General features: G+C 36.9%; 12 protein-coding genes and 1 pseudogene. 3 read left to right on the forward strand and 10 right to left on the reverse strand.

The genetic code is table 11. The features are described from left to right. Window positions 1-134: 134 nt before the first annotated feature. Window positions 135-1,664 (forward strand): exopolyphosphatase, encoded by a 1,530-nt coding sequence (ppx, locus tag HMPREF3031_RS08660; protein WP_070724829.1) that lies wholly within the window; start codon window positions 135-137, stop codon window positions 1,662-1,664. A 206-nt stretch (window positions 1,665-1,870) separates the two neighbouring features. Then, window positions 1,871-4,039: an RNA degradosome polyphosphate kinase gene (locus tag HMPREF3031_RS08665; RefSeq protein ID WP_002479785.1), complete on the forward strand. Its 2,169-nt coding sequence runs from the start codon at window positions 1,871-1,873 to the stop codon at window positions 4,037-4,039. Between the two features lie 96 nt (window positions 4,040-4,135). Here the strand turns inward: HMPREF3031_RS08665 and HMPREF3031_RS08670 are convergent. The 7 genes and pseudogenes from HMPREF3031_RS08670 to HMPREF3031_RS08700 form a co-directional block, all read right to left on the reverse strand. After that, window positions 4,136-5,392 (reverse strand): annotated as a pseudogene (locus HMPREF3031_RS08670) (acetylornithine deacetylase); the annotation flags it as partial. A 41-nt stretch (window positions 5,393-5,433) separates the two neighbouring features. Continuing rightward, window positions 5,434-6,213 carry a hypothetical protein gene (locus tag HMPREF3031_RS08675; protein WP_002479787.1) on the reverse strand — a complete coding sequence of 260 codons (780 nt, stop codon included), beginning with the start codon at window positions 6,211-6,213 and terminating at the stop codon, window positions 5,434-5,436. Window positions 6,214-6,283: 70 nt separating this feature from the next. Continuing rightward, entirely contained in the window at window positions 6,284-7,645 is a 1,362-nt protein-coding gene (locus HMPREF3031_RS08680; protein ID WP_002479788.1) for a gluconate:H+ symporter, read from the reverse strand. A gap of 136 nt (window positions 7,646-7,781) precedes the next feature. After that, window positions 7,782-9,317 carry a gluconokinase gene (gntK, locus tag HMPREF3031_RS08685; RefSeq protein WP_002479789.1) on the reverse strand — a complete coding sequence of 512 codons (1,536 nt, stop codon included), beginning with the start codon at window positions 9,315-9,317 and terminating at the stop codon, window positions 7,782-7,784. Window positions 9,318-9,329: 12 nt separating this feature from the next. Beyond that, the gene (locus tag HMPREF3031_RS08690) at window positions 9,330-10,016 is read right to left on the reverse strand and encodes a GntR family transcriptional regulator (protein WP_002479790.1); all 687 of its coding nucleotides are present in this window, start codon (window positions 10,014-10,016) and stop codon (window positions 9,330-9,332) included. Window positions 10,017-10,178: 162 nt separating this feature from the next. After that, on the reverse strand, window positions 10,179-12,278 hold the full coding sequence (locus HMPREF3031_RS08695; RefSeq protein WP_070724820.1) for an AAA family ATPase: 2,100 nt from the start codon (window positions 12,276-12,278) through the stop codon (window positions 10,179-10,181). A 600-nt stretch (window positions 12,279-12,878) separates the two neighbouring features. Then, window positions 12,879-13,589 (reverse strand): GTP pyrophosphokinase, encoded by a 711-nt coding sequence (locus tag HMPREF3031_RS08700; protein ID WP_002479792.1) that lies wholly within the window; start codon window positions 13,587-13,589, stop codon window positions 12,879-12,881. 261 nt (window positions 13,590-13,850) lie between these two features. On the opposite strand from HMPREF3031_RS08700, the gene HMPREF3031_RS08705 reads away from it, so the two are divergent. Continuing rightward, the gene (locus tag HMPREF3031_RS08705) at window positions 13,851-15,050 is read left to right on the forward strand and encodes a GTP-binding protein (RefSeq protein ID WP_002479793.1); all 1,200 of its coding nucleotides are present in this window, start codon (window positions 13,851-13,853) and stop codon (window positions 15,048-15,050) included. Between the two features lie 191 nt (window positions 15,051-15,241). On the opposite strand, the gene HMPREF3031_RS08710 is transcribed toward HMPREF3031_RS08705, so the two are convergent. The 3 genes from HMPREF3031_RS08710 to budA all read right to left on the reverse strand — a co-directional run bounded on the left by HMPREF3031_RS08710 (window position 15,242) and on the right by budA (window position 18,454). After that, on the reverse strand, window positions 15,242-15,646 hold the full coding sequence (locus HMPREF3031_RS08710; protein WP_002479794.1) for a DUF2188 domain-containing protein: 405 nt from the start codon (window positions 15,644-15,646) through the stop codon (window positions 15,242-15,244). 43 nt (window positions 15,647-15,689) lie between these two features. Continuing rightward, on the reverse strand, window positions 15,690-17,615 hold the full coding sequence (locus tag HMPREF3031_RS08715; protein WP_002479795.1) for an FUSC family protein: 1,926 nt from the start codon (window positions 17,613-17,615) through the stop codon (window positions 15,690-15,692). 131 nt (window positions 17,616-17,746) lie between these two features. After that, on the reverse strand, window positions 17,747-18,454 hold the full coding sequence (gene budA / locus HMPREF3031_RS08720) for an acetolactate decarboxylase (RefSeq protein ID WP_031262481.1): 708 nt from the start codon (window positions 18,452-18,454) through the stop codon (window positions 17,747-17,749). Window positions 18,455-18,511: the final 57 nt, after the last annotated feature.

Raw genomic sequence — 18,511 nt, forward strand, 5'->3', positions numbered from 1 at the left:
GTGACTCTTGTTGTCATATCAGGCATTAAGCGTTCTCATTTTTTCTAAAAGAAGGAGTTAGTCATATGATTTTACCAGGACAGAAATTGATTAATCGTCTGCTGACTGCTTCTAAGCAATCAGAGGGGGTTCTCATGAAACGCATTGGATTAATCGATATCGGTTCAAACACCATTAGATTAGTTGTGTTTGAATACGATAGTAAAACAGGCCTTACGGAAATACAAAATATAAAAACACCTGCACGTTTAAGTCAATATTTAGAAGATGACTTGACGATGAATGATGAAGGTGTCCATGTCTTAATTTCAGCATTACAAAGCTTTAAGAAAGTCGCAGATGAATATAAAGTAGACGAACTGCATCCGATTGCGACAGCTGCAATTCGTCAGTCGAAAAACAGAGACGACATTTTAAAACAAGTAAAGAAAAAAATCGGTATGAAACTATCTATCGTTCCAGAATTAGATGAAGCTTATTACGGTTTCTATGCGATTATTAACTCTACTGCCATTGTAGATGGACTTTCTGTCGATATCGGTGGTGGTTCGACTGAAGTTACGTTATTTAAAGGAAAAGAGTTAATTCATTCTCACAGTTTCCCATTCGGTGTCGTTACTTTATCTCGTAAATTCTTTGAAGGTAAAGATCATAATGACAAAGATGCGATTAAAAAAATGCAGAAATTCTTAGACAAAGCCTTTGGTTCACTTGATTGGATCAATAACCAAAAAGTAGCTTTAGTCGGTGTCGGCGGTTCTGCACGTAACGTAGCACGTATCCATCAATCTGAAGTCGCTTACCCTATTGGCGGCGTGCATTGTTATACCATGACGGGCGATGACTTAAATCAAGTTTTTGATTTAATTGAAGACAGTTCACGTGACGACTTAACAAACTTAGACGGCTTAAGTCGTGACCGTGTAGATATCATTCTACCTGCTGTCGCTGTCTTTAAAGCATTATTCAAACAAGTGGATGCGACACAATTCACTTTCTCTAGAAAAGGTTTACGTGAAGGTTATGTGATGTATCAACTCAACCAAAAGATCAAAGATGCTTTTGATCGTTTTAACGTTCGTAACCGTGCATTATATCAATTGTCTAACACCTATAAACATGAAGGTGTAGGTGCCAAACAACGTGTCATTTTAGCTGGTGACTTATTAGATCAATTAAAAGAACAAGACATTATCAAATTATCTGAGAAAGACCAACGCCTTTTTAAACAAGCGGCTTATATTTATTATTTAGGTCGTTTCATTGATGTCGATTCAGCATCACAACATACGTATTACATTATCTCAAACTCAATGATTGATGGTTTTAGTCACCATGATCGTGTTCAATTAGCGTTAATGGCAAGCTTTAAAAATAAAAGCTTATTAAAATTCTATAATGATGAAACCGGTTGGTTGAACAGTGACCAACTAAGCGACTTACAATCTCTTGGCGGTATTTTAAAATTCATCGATGCCTTGAATGTGTCACATACCAATCCAATCAAACGTATTGAACTCGTGAAAAATGATAAAGAGCATTATACTTTAAATGCCTATTACACCGGTCATCCGATTGCAGAAGAATATCAAGCAAACCGTCAAAAGAAACACTTAGAAAAAGTATTAAAAGGAAAAGTATCAATAAACTTTACAAAATCTTAACATTAATATGTTAAGTTACAAATGGATGTTTCTGTGGATTTAAGCATTTGTATACAATGAAATAAGTTATACAACAAGTTGCACTTGAGCGTTCAATATAAAATTTAAATTGCAATTACTGACATCTCTGAATGACATCACAGAACATAGTCATTTCAATTTTTTTATTTAAATAAAGTCTATTTACTTACCATGGGGTGGTCATTATGGAAAATCAAGTCGTTGAAAAAGATCTCAACAAACCAGAGTTTTACAATAACCGAGAATTAAGCTGGCTCGACTTCAACTATCGTGTCTTACAAGAAGCGAGCGACAAAACAAATCCTTTATTAGAACAATTAAATTTTATTGCGATTTTCGCATCTAACTTAGACGAGTTCTTTATGGTCCGCGTAGCTGGGCTGCAAGACCAAGTTAAAATGAACTTCAACAAACCCGAGAACAAATCTCAAATGACACCTAAACAACAACTGGCTGCTATAAAAGAAAAAAATACGCCACTTGTTGATTTACAGTACGAACGCTATAACGAATTGACGAATCGTTTACGCGAATATAATGTGATTACTACCAAACCACAAGATTTAAATGAAACGTTACAAAATGAATTAGAACAAGAATTCAAAAATAATATTTTACCGACGTTAACACCACTAGGCATTGATGCATATCATCCATTCCCGAAGCTTGTTAATAAAAGTTTGAATATCTTTGTGGAATTAGATACTGATGAAACAACAAATACAGCAATTGTTCAAATTCCATCACTAATTGATCGTTTCATGATTTTAAAAGATGAAGATAAACAATACGTTTTAATGGTTGAGGATGTTATCGATTATTTCATTGAATTCCTCTTCCAAGGCTATGACATCAGAAAAACTTTCACATTCCGTATTACACGTAATGCTGACTTAACGATTCATGAAGATGGTGCTGAAGATTTATTAATCGAAATCGAACGCTTCTTGAAAATGCGTAAAAGCGGTTCAGCTGTACGTCTAGAAGTTGATTCACGTAATACAAATGAATTAGACATTGAAGGTCTAAAAGAACAATTAGAAATTCATGACGATGATGTTTACTTTGTGGATGGTCCATTAGATTTAACAATGGTATTTGGTTTAGTTGGTTATTTAACACCACAACTGCCAAACTTACGTTATGACCGTTATACGCCGCAAATTCCTGAATCATTAGGTTACAATGATGTCTATGATTTAGCGTTAAAACGTGACATTTTCTTCCATCACCCATACGAATCATTTGAACCGATTGTCGACTTCATCCGTGAAGCTGCTGAAGATCCTGATACAATTGCGATTAAACAAACATTGTATCGTGTCAGCAAAGATTCACCGATTATCAAAAGTTTGAAATATGCGGCTGAACAAGGTAAACAAGTCACTGTTCTTGTTGAATTGAAAGCCCGCTTCGATGAAGAAAACAACGTCCATTGGGCACGTATGTTAGAAGATGCAGGTTGTCATGTAATTTACGGTATGACACATCTGAAAACACACAGTAAAATTACATTAGTGGTTAAACGCTTAAAAGGTCGTCTTGTACCATTTGTACACTTAGGTACTGGTAACTATAACGATAAAACAGCGGAAATCTATACAGATATGGGTATCATCACAACACATAAAGGTATTGCTGAAGATGCGATTAACTTCTTCAACTACTTAAGCGGTTATTCAATCAAACCTCACTACAATGAATTGATTGTAGCACCGTTTGATATTCGTGATGTATTCGTAGAACGTATCGAAACTGAAATCAAAAATCATCAAGAATATGGCAATGGTCATATCATTATGAAAATGAACTCTTTAACAGATAAAACGATTATCAAAAAGTTATTTGAAGCATCACAAGCAGGTGTTAAAATTCAATTGATTATCCGTGGTATCTGCTGTTTGAAACCTGGTGTTCCAGGCGTGAGCGACAATATTGAAGTTGTAAGTATTGTAGGTCGTTTCTTAGAACATTCTCGTATCTACTACTTCCATAACAATGGAGATGAAAAAATCTATTTATCATCTGCAGATGCGATGACACGTAACATGATTAAACGTGTAGAAATTTTATTCCCTGTTCATGATGCGAAAATCAGAGAACGCTTATTAAACTTTGTGAACTTACAATTATCTGATAACCAAAAAGGTCGTTATCAAGATAAGAATGGCGTCTACCATTACGTTAACAACAATCAACTGCCTTTAAATTCACAACTTTACTTGATGCATCAAGCAGTTGAATTAGCAAAAGCTATCAAACACAAAACACCATTTACTGAGGCGCGTCCCAAGGGTACGTCTCAACCAAGACGTAATTGGATTTCACGTTTAAAAAATACATTTAAATCTTAAGATAAGTCTCATATCAATAAAGTGTGAGAAATAAGCAAAGACCCGCAAGCCGCGGGTCTTTTCATTTATTCATTTCTATTTTCCATTTTCTTCTGCCTACTGCTTTTTCATGGTTGATTCTGACTGAGGATGTTGATACCAATCTTTTAAGAATTCCAATAATACCGCACTATACTCCGTTAAATCTCGTTTATTGATTTTCTCATCCACACTATGTGCTTCTGTTAATAATCCCGGGCCATACAATATCGTCGGAATACCGTAATCATCTAGCCAACCACCATCTGTCACTGTTGTGGACATACCTGTCTCAAGCGGTGTGTGATGAATGGTTTCATGGGCTTTTGCTAAGGTTTTGAAACCTTCATGTTCTACTGGCAGTGTGAAGCTTGGGAAGATTTCACCTTGGTCTTCAATCATAGAAGTACCGCCCCATTCAAATTGAAGTGGATTATCTTTTAACCAGACATCCGCTTCAGCCACACGATTTAAATACGCTTCAATTTCTTTAATCACTTCATGATAATCTTCATCCGGTAAGAAATGAACTGTGATCCATAAACGACAAGTATCTGCGATAAAGGCAGGATTTCGACCGCCTTCAATAACCGCTGGATTAATCGTATTAGCACCTGCAGGCATATCTGGATAATATTTCATAACTGCCCAATGTTGTTCTAGCTCTTTTAACGCTGTAATGATTTTAGCCATCTTTTCAATCGCACTCGCTCCATGTAGGCCACCGCCTGCATGTACCATTTGGCTGCGTGCACCATCATGAATTGTCGTTTTACTTTGTATTGTAATCCAGCCGGTAATCACACCACCTTGCCCTAACGCTTGTGAATCACTTGTATCTAATACTAATGCCAAGTCAGCTTTAGGACTTAATTCACATGCCGTCTTAGTACCTGCTTCTCCGACTTCTTCTCCCACAACCGATTGTACAATGATGTCACCTTCTGGTTTTAATCCTTGTGCATGCAGTTGTTCTAAAACATAAAATAGCGAAGCCATGCCGCCTTTCATATCACTGACACCTCGACCATACACTGCACCATCTACTTCAGTCAATTTAAATGGCGGATATTGCCAATGTTTAGGATCTTCTACATTTGCGACATCTACATGACCGTTTAATATCAACTTCGGTGCATCCTTATTTTCACCCGCTAATACACCAACCACTATACTGTCATTCTCATATAAAGGTTCACGTTTGACTTCAAAGCCTAATCCTTCTAAGTAATTTTGTATTTCTATTTGCAACGGATCTGTATTACGTGCTGGCGGACTTTCTGTAGGATGTTCCACTAACCATTTCAACAACTCAAATAAGCGACGTTCCATGTTCCTCTTCCTTTCTAAATGTGATTGTTTGTTTTATGTTTGTTTCACTTCTCGTTACCCTGATTTAAGCGTCTTAAATAACTGTGAAATCCTCGCATCACCCATTCATGTATCACTGCTTGTGTAGATTGATAAATGCGCCAAGGTAAACGCGGCGTAAAATGCGTTAAACAGGTATATAGCGATTGTTGCTTTTGAATAAAATAAAAAGCTGAGGCGTTACTTTTAGGTTGATACAACAAGCTGTTTGCTTGAAGCGTAAGTTTGACACCATGCGTTAATGGCACTTGCTTCATCGCAATCAAAGGACGTTTCATATTGAGTAAGTGAATATCAAAGCGTTCAGGTTGTCCTTTCACTTGAATAAGACCCAAAGACATTTTCTTTAAGTAATGCGCATAAGCAATAATACTTTGATGAGCTGTATAGTCTTGAGATACCGACATTTGTTGAAGTGACGCAGCTTGTTTCGTCTTCACTTTTTGATATGCGATGATGTCATGATACTCAATCACTTCAAGTGGTCCAGCCGCACATACATAATCTTTAATTAATTGACGTAGGACATGAGGCTTACCATGCCACACACCATCTCCAAACATTTCAGGCAATGCATTCATCAGCACGATATCTTCTTTTTCTATGTATTTCTGCCAATGCGCTAAGTCTAAATAATTCATTGGTTGATAAATTATACCTGGGTATTGATCAGGTTCTCGATTTGAATCATATACAACAACAATTTCATAGTGTCCCGGATTCAAAGTCTCTAATATGTATTTTGCGGTAAGCGAAATATCTTCTATTATCACAATGCGTGTCATAGTCTTCACCTCTTCATCTTTACTATAACAAAAAAGCACGCATCTAATGAAAGACACGTGCGTTCTAAATCTATACAAATAAACTTAAGAATAAAATAAAGATAAGTCCTGAAACAGAAATAATCGTTTCAAGTAATGACCAAGTTAAGAATGTTTCTTTAATTGTTAAGCCGAAGTACTCTTTAAACATCCAGAATCCTGCATCGTTAACGTGAGATAAAATTACACTGCCGGCACCAATCGCAAGCACAACTAATGCGACATTGACATCACTGGCTTGAAGCAACGGTAATACAATACCTGTTGTTGAAATTGCCGCAACTGTCGCAGAACCTAACGCAAGACGTAGAACTGCCGCAACAATCCATGCCAGTAAAATCGGAGACATCGTTGAGCCTTCGAACATCTTCGCAATTGTATCACCGACACCGCCATCAATCAGTACTTGTTTAAACGTACCGCCGCCACCGATAATCAAGATCATCATACCGATTGGATAAATCGCATCTGTTACAGACTGCATAATCGCTTTGTTGTTGCGGCCTTGTCGGATACCCATTGTAACCATCGCAAAGAGTACCGCGATCAACATCGCTGTATCAGCTGTACCGATAAAGTTGATAATACCGATAAATGCATTTTTAGAATTGTCTACATTCCCTGTAATCAATTGAACAACTGTAGCAATTAACATCAAAATAACAGGAAGTGTCGCAGTTAACACACTGATACCAAAGCCCGGCATCTCTGAGTCTTTAAATTCTTTTTGTGCACCTAATGATGAAATGTCACCTTCTCTTGTATAAGCAGTCGGTGTTAATTTTTGTGCAATTTTACCGAATACCGGACCTGCAATAATCGTAACTGGAATCGCGATAATGAAACCATATAATAATACTTCACCTAATGAAGCATGTAATTCTTTTGCGATAACGACTGGGCCAGGATGCGGTGGCAAGAAGCCATGCGTTACAGATAACGCAGTAATCATCGGCAATCCTATTTTAAGTGGAGATACTTTCGTACGTTTTGCTAGAGTAAAGACTAAAGGAACTAATAGTACAAGTCCAACTTCGAAGAACAACGCAATCCCGATCACAAAGGCAGCGACAACCATTGCCCATTGGACATGTTTCTCTCCAAATTTATCAATTAAGGTATCTGCGATACGTGTTGCACCGCCACCATCAGAGAGCAACTTACCTAAGATTGCACCTAAACCGAAGATAATTGCGATATGTCCAAGCGTGCTGCCCATCCCTTTTTCGACGGTTTCAACGACTTTATCTAACGGCATACCTAACATCAACGCAGTGACCATTGATGTAATAATTAAGGAAATGAATGTGTTCAACTTCAATACAATAATGAGTGCTAATAAAATTAAAATACCAATGACCACCGTGATTAACGGCCAAATTTCTGTAAACATAACTTTTCCTCGCTTTCCTTATGAGCACCTTTACTGACAGCGTTTACATCAGTAGTCAAAGAAAAAGCTGAAGTGCTTAATAATTTTGGGTAGACACTTCAACTGCTTTTTCTCAGTGGCTCATGGCTTTTTGTTTTTATAAATGTTTTCTTTGGAAATCTGCGATCTTACGATATTGCGGAGCCAAACTACGACTCAAATCAATATAAATACTAATCAATTGCTGATAAATCTCTACCGCTTCTTGGTTCGGTTGATGTGCATGTGTTGTTCCGACCATGTCTTCGATAATTGAAAAGTCTTCAATTTCTCCTAATGCTTTCAGTCCTAGAACACACGCACCAAGAGAAGAGCTCTCATAACTTTCAGGTACAATTAAATCCGTGTCAAAAATATCCGACATCATTTGGCGCCACATTTCACTTTTCGCAAAACCACCTGTTGCCTTAATGGCCGTTGGTGTTTCACCCATCATCTCAATTAACGCAAGATAAACGGTATACAGATTGTATAAAATACCTTCAAGCGCTGCACGAATCATATGTTCTTTTTGGTGTGATAACGTTAAACCAAAGTACGAGCCTCTTGCATCCGCATTCCATAAAGGTGCACGTTCACCCGCAAGATAAGGATGGAAAATCAGACCTTTCGCACCTGGTTCTACACGGCTTGCGATTTTTGTCAAAACATCATAAGGATCGACACCAAGACGTTTCGCTGTTTCTACCTCACTCGCAAGCAATTCATCACGCAACCAACGTAAAATAATACCGCCATTATTTACTGGACCTCCAATCACATACTGTCCTTCATCTAAGACATAACAGAAAATACGTTCTTTCTCATCTGTTCTTGGATGATCAATCACAGTACGAATCGCACCTGATGTACCGATAGTAACCGCTACTTCGCCTTTCTTGAAGCTGTTCACACCTAAGTTTGACAATACGCCATCACTTGCGCCGATAACTACAGGTGTTTCTTTGTTTAAACCTAATAGTGTCGCATAGCGTTGTTTCATTCCTTTTAAGATATATGTTGTCGGCACAAGTTCTGGTAATTGTTCTGGTGTAATCCCAAGCAAATCTAATGCTGGTTTATCCCATGTCAATGTTTCAAGGTCCATCATACCTGTTGCTGAAGCGATAGAATGGTCCATCACATAGCGTCCATAAAGTTGGTATAAGACATAACTTTTAATATCAATATATTTTGTCGCTTGTTGATAAATCTCTGGATGCTCATCTTTCAACCAATAGATTTTAGATAACGGCGACATTGGATGAATCGGTGTCCCTGTACGTTTATAGATTTCGTGTCCGTGATGTTGTTGACGAATTTCTTCAGCATGTCGACTTGCGCGGTTATCGGCCCAAGTAATACTTTGTGTTAATGGTTTTTGTTCGTTGCCCATCGCAATTAAACTATGCATTTGTGCACTGAATGCGATTAACTTCACATCATCTGGTCCTACTTTGCCTTCTCGTATGACTGCTTTAATCGTCATTAAAACGGCATCAAAAATTTCATCTGGATTTTCTTCAGAGGTATCGACATCTGGCGTCTGCATGTCGTAACCAATATTATGTTTTAACAAATATTGACCATTTTCATCATAAAGAACAGCTTTCGTACTCGTTGTGCCAATATCGACTCCAATCATATACTGCATGGTTTGACCTCCTTATTTCTTCTCTAAAAATAATGCGCTGATATAATCTCCGACATCATCAAAATTACGATGGAATGCATCGCGTAATAATGTCGTATCGTTATGTTCAACGGCTTGTGCGTATACTTCGTGGTTAGCATGAATTCTTTCAAAATCATCAGGGTCCATCTGCATTCTATCTCGCATCGATAACAATATTAAACACAATAAAATAGGTTTAATATTATTCCAGCTGCTGAGTAAATAACGGTGCTTCGTCGCATGAATTAACACTTCATGGAACAAAATATCATGTTCAGTAAAAGATTCTGCATCTTCAAACTGTACCGCTACTTTCATCATCTCTAAATGCTTACGCATAGTTTTAGCTAACGCTGCACGTTCTTCATCTTTAATACGCGCAAACGCAAAAGATTCCATCATAATGCGTAAATCATACACTTCACGACGTTCAGCTTCTCCAAACGTTAAGACATCTGCCCCCATACGTTCTAAACGAATCAATTGATCTTGTTTCAATAATTTAAACGCATCACGCACAGGAGAACGACTGACATTGAATTGTTTAGCGACTTGATTTTCAGTCAAGGCATCGTCTGATGTCAATTCACCATTGATAATCTTCAAACGTAACTCAGCCGCAACTGTTTCCCCTGTTGTCATATTCGCTAACCATTGTTTCGGATATTGTTTTTCCATCACGCACCTCTTTTCGCTCTACATACTTGTATACAAGTATATTAATACAAAGTTTCGAAGATTGCAATCGCTTACAAGAAAGTGATAAAAAAGCCCTCATCCATATTTCTATAGATGAGAGCGTGAAATTTAAATGTGATTTAATTATTCAATCGTGGTGGATTATAGAGAATCTACTTTTTCACCGTTGATTAAGATGTCATCGCCGTCAAGTGTTACTTCGATGTCTTTCACATCTGTGTGTTCTATGTAGTAGTCTGTGATACGATCACGAATTTCTCTTTCAACCACACGACGTAATGGACGTGCACCAAGTTCTGCATCGTAACCTTGATCAATTAACCAATCTTTAGCATCTTGGCTTACTTCAAGTGAGATACCTTTTTTATCAAGTGTATCAGCAACATCATCTAATAATAAGTTGATGATATCTTGTAATGCATCTTTGTCTAAATGAACGAATTCTACGATACCGTTGAAGCGGTTAAGGAATTCTGGACGGAAGAATTTTTTAAGGTCGTCCATTAATGCTTCGCGATCTTTTTCATCTTCATCACCGAAACCTGCGTTTGAAGTACAGATGATGATTGTGTTTTTGAAGTTCACGACATTACCTTGACCGTCTGTTAAGTTACCGTCATCCATTACTTGTAGTAATAAAGTTAAGATTTGTGGGTTCGCTTTTTCGATTTCATCGAATAAGATGACTGAGTAAGGGTTACGTCTAACTTTTTCAGTTAAAGTATTAGAGTTATCATCATAACCTACATAACCAGCAGATGTACCAATCAATTTAGATACAGCTGTACGGTCCATGTATTCACTCATGTCTAATTTAATAAGCGCTTCTTTATTACCGAATAAGTCGATTGATAATTGTTTTGCTAATTCAGTTTTACCTACACCAGTAGGACCTACGAATAAGAAGCTACCGATTGGTCTGTTACCTTCATCGAAACCTGCACGGTTACGACGGATGGCACGAGCTACCATATCTACTGCTTTATCTTGACCAATGATTTTGCTTTTTAGTCGTTTAGAAATGTTTTTCAAACGAGCAATATCATTGTCGTCCATTTGTGATACCGGAATACCAGTCATACGTTCTACAGTGTCTGCTACATCTTGAACAGTTGCTGTTGAACCTTCACCATGACCTGATTCAAGTCTGTCTTGTAATTCTTTGATTTCTTTTTGATATTTGTCTGCATCAGAATAAGCTTCTTCGCTGACTGCTTTAGATTTTTTATCTTCTAATTCTTTAATTTCTTTTTCAACTTCCACTTTGTCTACTACGGGATTTTGTGCAGCTAAATGTGCAGCTGTGATATCTAAGATATCTAATGCTTTATCTGGTAATAAACGTTGTGGCACGTATTGGATAGATAAGTCTACGCAAGCTTTCAATACATCATCAGGTAATGTTACATTGTGGTGTTCTTCGAATTTTTCACGAACACCTTCTAAGATTTTGATTGTATCTTGTGCTGATGGTTCTTTAACAACTACTTCGTTGAAACGACGTGCTAAAGCTGGGTCTTTCAAGATGTTGTTTCTATATTCGTCTTGAGTAGTTGCACCGATAACTGAAATTTCACCACGGCTCAATGCTGGTTTGATAATATCAGATAAGCCTTTGCTGCCTGAATCTCCGCCAGTAGAACCTGATCCGATGATTTGGTGAATTTCGTCAAAGAATAAGATGACATTTTTTCGTTCTTTAACGCTGTCTAGCAATTGTTGAATGTTTTCTTCGAAAGCACCACGGTATTGAGTACCTGCTTCTAATGAAGAAATGTTTACTGAGATAATTTCTTTATCTTTAATTGCTGCTGGTACATTACCTTTCACAATTGCTTGTGCCAATCCTTCAACGATTGCTGATTTACCTACACCAGCTTCACCGACTAAGATTGGATTGTTTTTATTACGACGGCTTAATACTTCTGCAGTATCTTGAACTTCTTTGTCACGTCCGATTACTGGATCTAATAAGCCTTGTCTTGCTTCTTCAGTTAAGTTACGGCCTACTTTTTCTAAGTAGTCTTCGCCGCCTTGTCCACCGCCAGCTTGTCCTGGTTGTGCACTTTGTACTTGTTGTGAAGGGTGACCACCTTGATGTTGTTGTAATGCTTGTAATTGTTCAGGTGATACTTCACGACCATTAATATAATATTTTTTATTTCCATCTGCATTTTGCATATCTTGCATCATTCTTCTAAAAATTGAGTCAAATTCATTTCCGAAAAATCCGTTATTCATATATTCATAACCTCCGTTAATTGGTAAAAATCCATTATTTTAAGAATCTCTGTCTGACTTAAAATAACTGTTTTACACTTCCATTTATGTTATTTCCTGTGGCAAGTACACAATACTTTTTCGCTGTGCGTGTCATATTATTAACAGATAAGTGCTTTAAATTCAGATATTCAATTAGTTGACAAGATAAACTACTTCTTACATTTCAAATATACCCACCTTGTCAAAGATTCAAAACACTTTAATATTACATGTTCTTTTTATTTCTCTACTTCTACATTATCTATTGTGTCCTTGCAATTTCATGTCTTGTTTTCAAGTTAAAATTTGTATAATTATTATTTGGTCAATTAAAGTCAAATAACTTAATTCCTTTAGTTATCGCCTCTATCAACCTTACGTATGTAATTATAACGCATATTTATGCATAAATCAAGTACTAAATATGCATTTTTCAAAGTTTTTTAAGTTTTTTTGGATTTTTTCGGTTAAATATACCAAATAACTAATTTACCAACCATCTGAGTACCTCTGTGTACATTACATTGATTTTTTCATAAAAAAAGAAGTTGAATCTTCATAGACTCAACTTCTTTCCGATTAATCTTCATGGCTGACTTGTTTTAAAATGTCTCCATGCATTTTCTGCAACTTATACTCTACTGTTTCGATCTCTTTAGCACATTCTTTTAATGTATCTTTATAAACTTCTGTATTTGTCGCATTTTTATAACGTAATTTATGTTCAAGGCTGGCCCACATATCCATACCAATCGTACGGATTTGAATTTCGACTGGTACATACTCAACCGTATCTGTTAAGAACACCGGTATTGATACTACAAGATGTAAACTGCGATATCCATTCTCTTTAGGATTTTCTATATAATCTTTACGTTTTAATAATTTAACATCAGCTTGTCTTAATAATAAAGAAGCTACGACTTCAATATCTTCCAAATAATTACATACCACACGAATTCCAGCGATATCTGTAATATTTTGACGTGCAGAGTCAGTCGTTACTGGCAATCCCCTTGTTTCCAGCTTACGTACTAAACTGCTGATTTCTTTAACACGTCGTTCCATATGATGAATTGGATTATGTTCATATAAGATTTGGAAGTCATTATCTAAAATACTCAACTTCGTACTGACTTCTTCTAACGCTGATGCATACAAATGATGTAAGCTCACAAAGTCCACGAGTTCTTCAATTCGATAATTTTGTTCTTGAAACTTTGTGATATTACGTTTTAAATCTTCCTTAAGCGCATTAAGGTTAAGTGTTTCTCTTCTCTCTACATACATAATAATCCCCCGTTCTTCAGACATCTTTATTATAACGAAGTTTGTAGTTAAAATTAATTATTTGTAATTCACAAACGAATATTTGCGCATAAATTTTCAAAAGATACAAAACGAGTCTCTGCATATTTAATAGACAATTCTTTATTTTTAAACATTCATAGTTTAGGTTCATCACCTTGCGCACCGTTCTTTTTTTCTATACAATATAAATCGTAATAATTACGATTAAACGCGTGTATATATAAATAGGAGGATTTATTTATGGCTAAAATACCAGTAACGGTACTGAGTGGGTACCTTGGTTCAGGTAAAACAACTTTATTAAACCATATCTTACAAAATAGAGAAGGCTTACGCATTGCGGTCATTGTTAATGACATGAGTGAAGTGAATATCGATAAAGACTTAGTAATTGAAGGCGGGGGCATTTCACGTACTGATGAAAAATTAGTAGAACTTTCTAACGGTTGTATCTGCTGTACATTACGTGAAGACTTATTAAAAGAAGTTGAAAATATTGTTAAACGTGGCGGCATTGATCAAATCGTGATTGAATCAACAGGAATTTCTGAACCTGTACCTGTCGCACAAACATTCTCATATATCGATGAAGAACTTGGTATCGATTTAACAAGCATCTGCCGTTTAGACACAATGGTTACTGTTGTTGATGCGAACCGCTTCATCAACGACATCAAATCAGAAGATTTATTAGTTGACCGTGATCAAGGTACAAGTGAAGAAGATGAACGTACTATTGCTGATTTATTAATTGACCAAGTCGAATTCTGTGACGTTTTAGTCTTAAACAAAACAGACTTAGTTTCAGAAGAAGAATTAAACAAACTAGAAGGTATTTTACGCAAATTACAACCAACTGCGAAATTCATCCGTACACAAAATTCAGTAGTTGAACTGAGCGATGTGTTAAACACTGGCTTATTCGACTTTGAAGCTGCATCAAACTCTGCAGGCTGGCTTCAAGAATTAACAGAAGGCGGCCATGCGACACATACACCAGAAACAGAAGAATACGGTATTTCTTCATTTGTATATGAACGTCGTATGCCATTCCACGCAGAACGTTTCCATAAGTGGTTAGAAAATATGCCGAATACAATTGTACGTGCTAAAGGTATTGTTTGGTTAGCACAATATAATCATGTGGCGTGCTTAATGTCACAAGCAGGTTCTTCAGTCTCTATCCACCCTGTTACATTCTGGGTTGCGGCAATGTCTGAAGCACAACAACGTGAAATCTTGCATGAACGTGAAGATGTGCGTGAAAACTGGGATCCTGAGTTTGGCGACCGCCATACACAATTTGTGATTATCGGTACAGACTTAGACCAAGAAGCATTAACAAAATCATTAGATGAATGCTTACTAACAACAGAAGAATACGATCAAGATTGGTCTCAACTACCAGAACCTTATGGATGGCAAATCACACAAGCATAAACAACAGTATATTAGACAAACGAAAGCCTCTTAACGCAATTTGTTAAGAGGCTTTCTTCTATAATAACGTATCTGTTGCTCCCTTGATTCACTATGCAACGCGCTCAGTTTCTTATTATATTGCATACTGTGAATCGGTACTTTTAAAATACCCAAGTCCTGTTTTAAATAATCATTATCGTACACTTAATTTAAGATTTCACATGTACTTTTGTGCCACGGTTATCTGCGATTTCATTGGCACGTTTAACCGCTTCTTCTTTCTTATCATAACTATCTGCAGCTTGTTTCGCACCATGCGTTCTGACTTTCCACTCGTTATCTTCTTTATAGACTTCGACATCATTTTCATTTAATTCCGGACGCGCGTCTTTATCTTTTTGATGACTTGTAATATTTTTATTTTTTAACTCATCAAGTTCTTCTTTCGACGCATTTTTATACCATTCTTCAGCTTGTTTTGTCGCAATCGGAATCAATGTACCTTCGTCATAACCATCTTTTAACATCGCATTACCGATATCAATTGCTTTCTTGCGTTCTAACTTATCTAAGTTCTTCCAAGTATTTGGATAGTCATCTAATGTCCAAGGCATATAACGCCCTCCTCTTCAATATCACTTAATATTGCTATACCACTTATTGAGGATCTCCAATCTTGTCTGAATTTCTTAAACGTGCATATTGTTGGATATTCAACAGCGCAGTGCGAATATTCGTATATTGCGGTAAAGAAGGTAAGCCTGTGCCTTGATAAAGCGGTACATGTTGTTCAAAGTGCGTCGCGATACCTTCAAACGCAATTAAATACTGACCCATAACGACATCATCAATCGTTTGCGGTTTTGGATTGTTTTGCGCTCTTGATAACATAAAGCTGATTTCTTCTAACGCAAAGATAATTGGATAATACGCACTGATTTTTGTACTATCCGCAAATAACTCACCATGTGCGTTTTGGTACATACTATTCATATTGCTTAGTTTGATACGTAATTTTAATTCACTGAACTTCGGTGCTTGTTTTGCTAAATGTTCATTTCTTGAGAAGACATAATAGAAGAAAGACATTTCATAACGAACCACTTCAGCAATCGCATCTGGTAATGTTTGCGATGCATTTTTTCTGCCTAGTATTAAGAGACCGATGACTGCGATAATCACACCGATGACTACATCTACAACCCTTGGTAAAGCAATTAAAATAGATAACTTGCCTGATGCAAGGCCGTTCAACATAATGACTTGCGTTGTAATGAAAATCATCGCTATCGCATAATTCGCACCAATAATAACTTCAGTAATCGTCGCACTTAACGCAAGTACAATAATACTAACAATCATATGCGGGTGAAGGGATAAAATAACGGTCAATAAGAGGACCCCGATAAACGTACCAATTGTTCTGGCAACGGCACGTTCCATACTATGAATCGTATTCGTTCCAATCAGTATCGTATGGGCCGTCAATGGAATCCAATACGCCTTATCAAAATCAAACATCAACGCGATAAAGATGGCGGCACCCATAATCATGCTGTAACGTAAAGTATTCATTAATACTAGGGAATCTAATGTTAAGTTATATTTTAACTGTTGCCCGTATAATGGCTGTCTTAGATTCGCTTCGTATTCAATTTGACCTGTCGGACTATGTAAGATTTCATCTGTACGATAAATCTGTTTTTCTAAACGTTGAAAGCTAACCGGCAGCTCGATTTTTTCTCTCCACTGCATGATTTCTTGTTCTTCTAACCTTGAAGAAACACTTCGTTCAATATACTGCATCATTTCAATTAAAACATCTGGTAATGTTTCGACTTCTTTAGTCTTCAACTCTAACAATTCAGCAAAGATACCTTCTGCGTTATTATGCAGTAAATATAAACGATGTAATTGTTCAGATTGTTTCTTATTAGAAGTAAAAGAAGTAATCAGCTGTTTATCTGTAGATTTAAACTGATTGACCAACTGCTCAGTATTTTTCTTGAATTTCTCACTGTCTGCGTATTCTTTAACAAGTTTTAATAAGCTTTGATACTCCGCTTCAATGGCACGCTCTTGTGTATTTTTCTCTTGTAATTTTAACAGTATTGCTACAACTGCTAACGCAAAGATACCGCCGATAAATACAAAAACGCCACGTGTCAATGCTTGTTCCGGCGCAATCGGCATGTTAATCGGTAACGCAAACGTTACAATGAAGAAAGTTGCTGAAGGACCAGGAATTTCTAAAGCACTGAATATGTAGTATGCTACAACAGTAACAAGCAGCAACAATATTCCAAACAGCAACGGTGTTGCAACTGTCAGTGTTCCAAATGTAATACATAACGCAAACCCGACAGCACACCACCATAAAATACGTAATTTAGATTTATCAGATCCGCCAAAGACATAAATGTTAGCCAATGTCCCTGTCGCTATTAATAAACCAAATTGGAAGTAACCTAACAGATATCCTAACAGTAACGGTGTCAGCATCAATAAGCCTTGTCTTATTCCTTTACTGTAATTCACATTGTGTTTATTAAATTTAAATAGCGACTTGATATAGTGCGCCATACGATTTCTCCTTTCAAATATTAAAGTCATCTATCTTTTAATTTATCAGATGGTCATGTCCTATATGAAAATAAAAAACGCCAGAACATAATACCCGCGTATTATATCCTGACGTTAGGATGTTGTTTCGCTTATTCTGCCATTCTGATTTCTTCATCGATATTTTCGTAATCAATATCTGCTTCTAAGAATGCTTCATCTTTAGTTGGGAAGTGTTGCTCGAACGTTTCTGCATCAGAAATTTCTACACTGCCTCGTTCTAATTCAAAGCCTAAAATATGGCCGCCTACTGTACGGTCTTGGTCCACGAAATGTAAATGGAAACCTGCTGAGCCAACACCGTGGAACAGTTCAGGTGTGAAGAAACCGACAATTGTACCATTTAAATAATCATAATGGTGTTCTGGTTGGCGATTCACTGATTCCATTAATCGCGTATATGGCGGCTCTTGTTTCGGCATCATACGTACATGGACATGATTGAAACTGCCTGTGATACGGATTGCTGAGAATAAGTTGCGGCTCTTCATGCGTTCCATAATTTGATCGTACAATTCATCTTGAGTTGTAACATTCAACACTTCAAATGCCTGTGTAGGGTCAAATTTCGTAATGGTCGCAAACGGCAACATCTCATGACCGTCTAAGTGTCTGAAACCGCCGTATTCATCTGCGTGATAAGCGTTACCGTTAATAAAAATGACTTCACCGTCGCAACCTGTCAATGTACCGATGCCCATATCTCCTTGTTCAAGCATCTCATCTACAGATACTGTGCCTTGAAGCATTCCAGCCATTAACGTCGCCAAAGTTCCATGTTGGTAAATCATACTCTTCATTCTCCTTACTGATTTGACATGACAGACATCTTTATGTCTTTGTCTATTTATGTCCTA

The sequence above is a fragment of the Staphylococcus sp. HMSC072B07 genome (genome assembly GCF_001815505.1).
Classification (GTDB): domain Bacteria; phylum Bacillota; class Bacilli; order Staphylococcales; family Staphylococcaceae; genus Staphylococcus; species Staphylococcus simulans.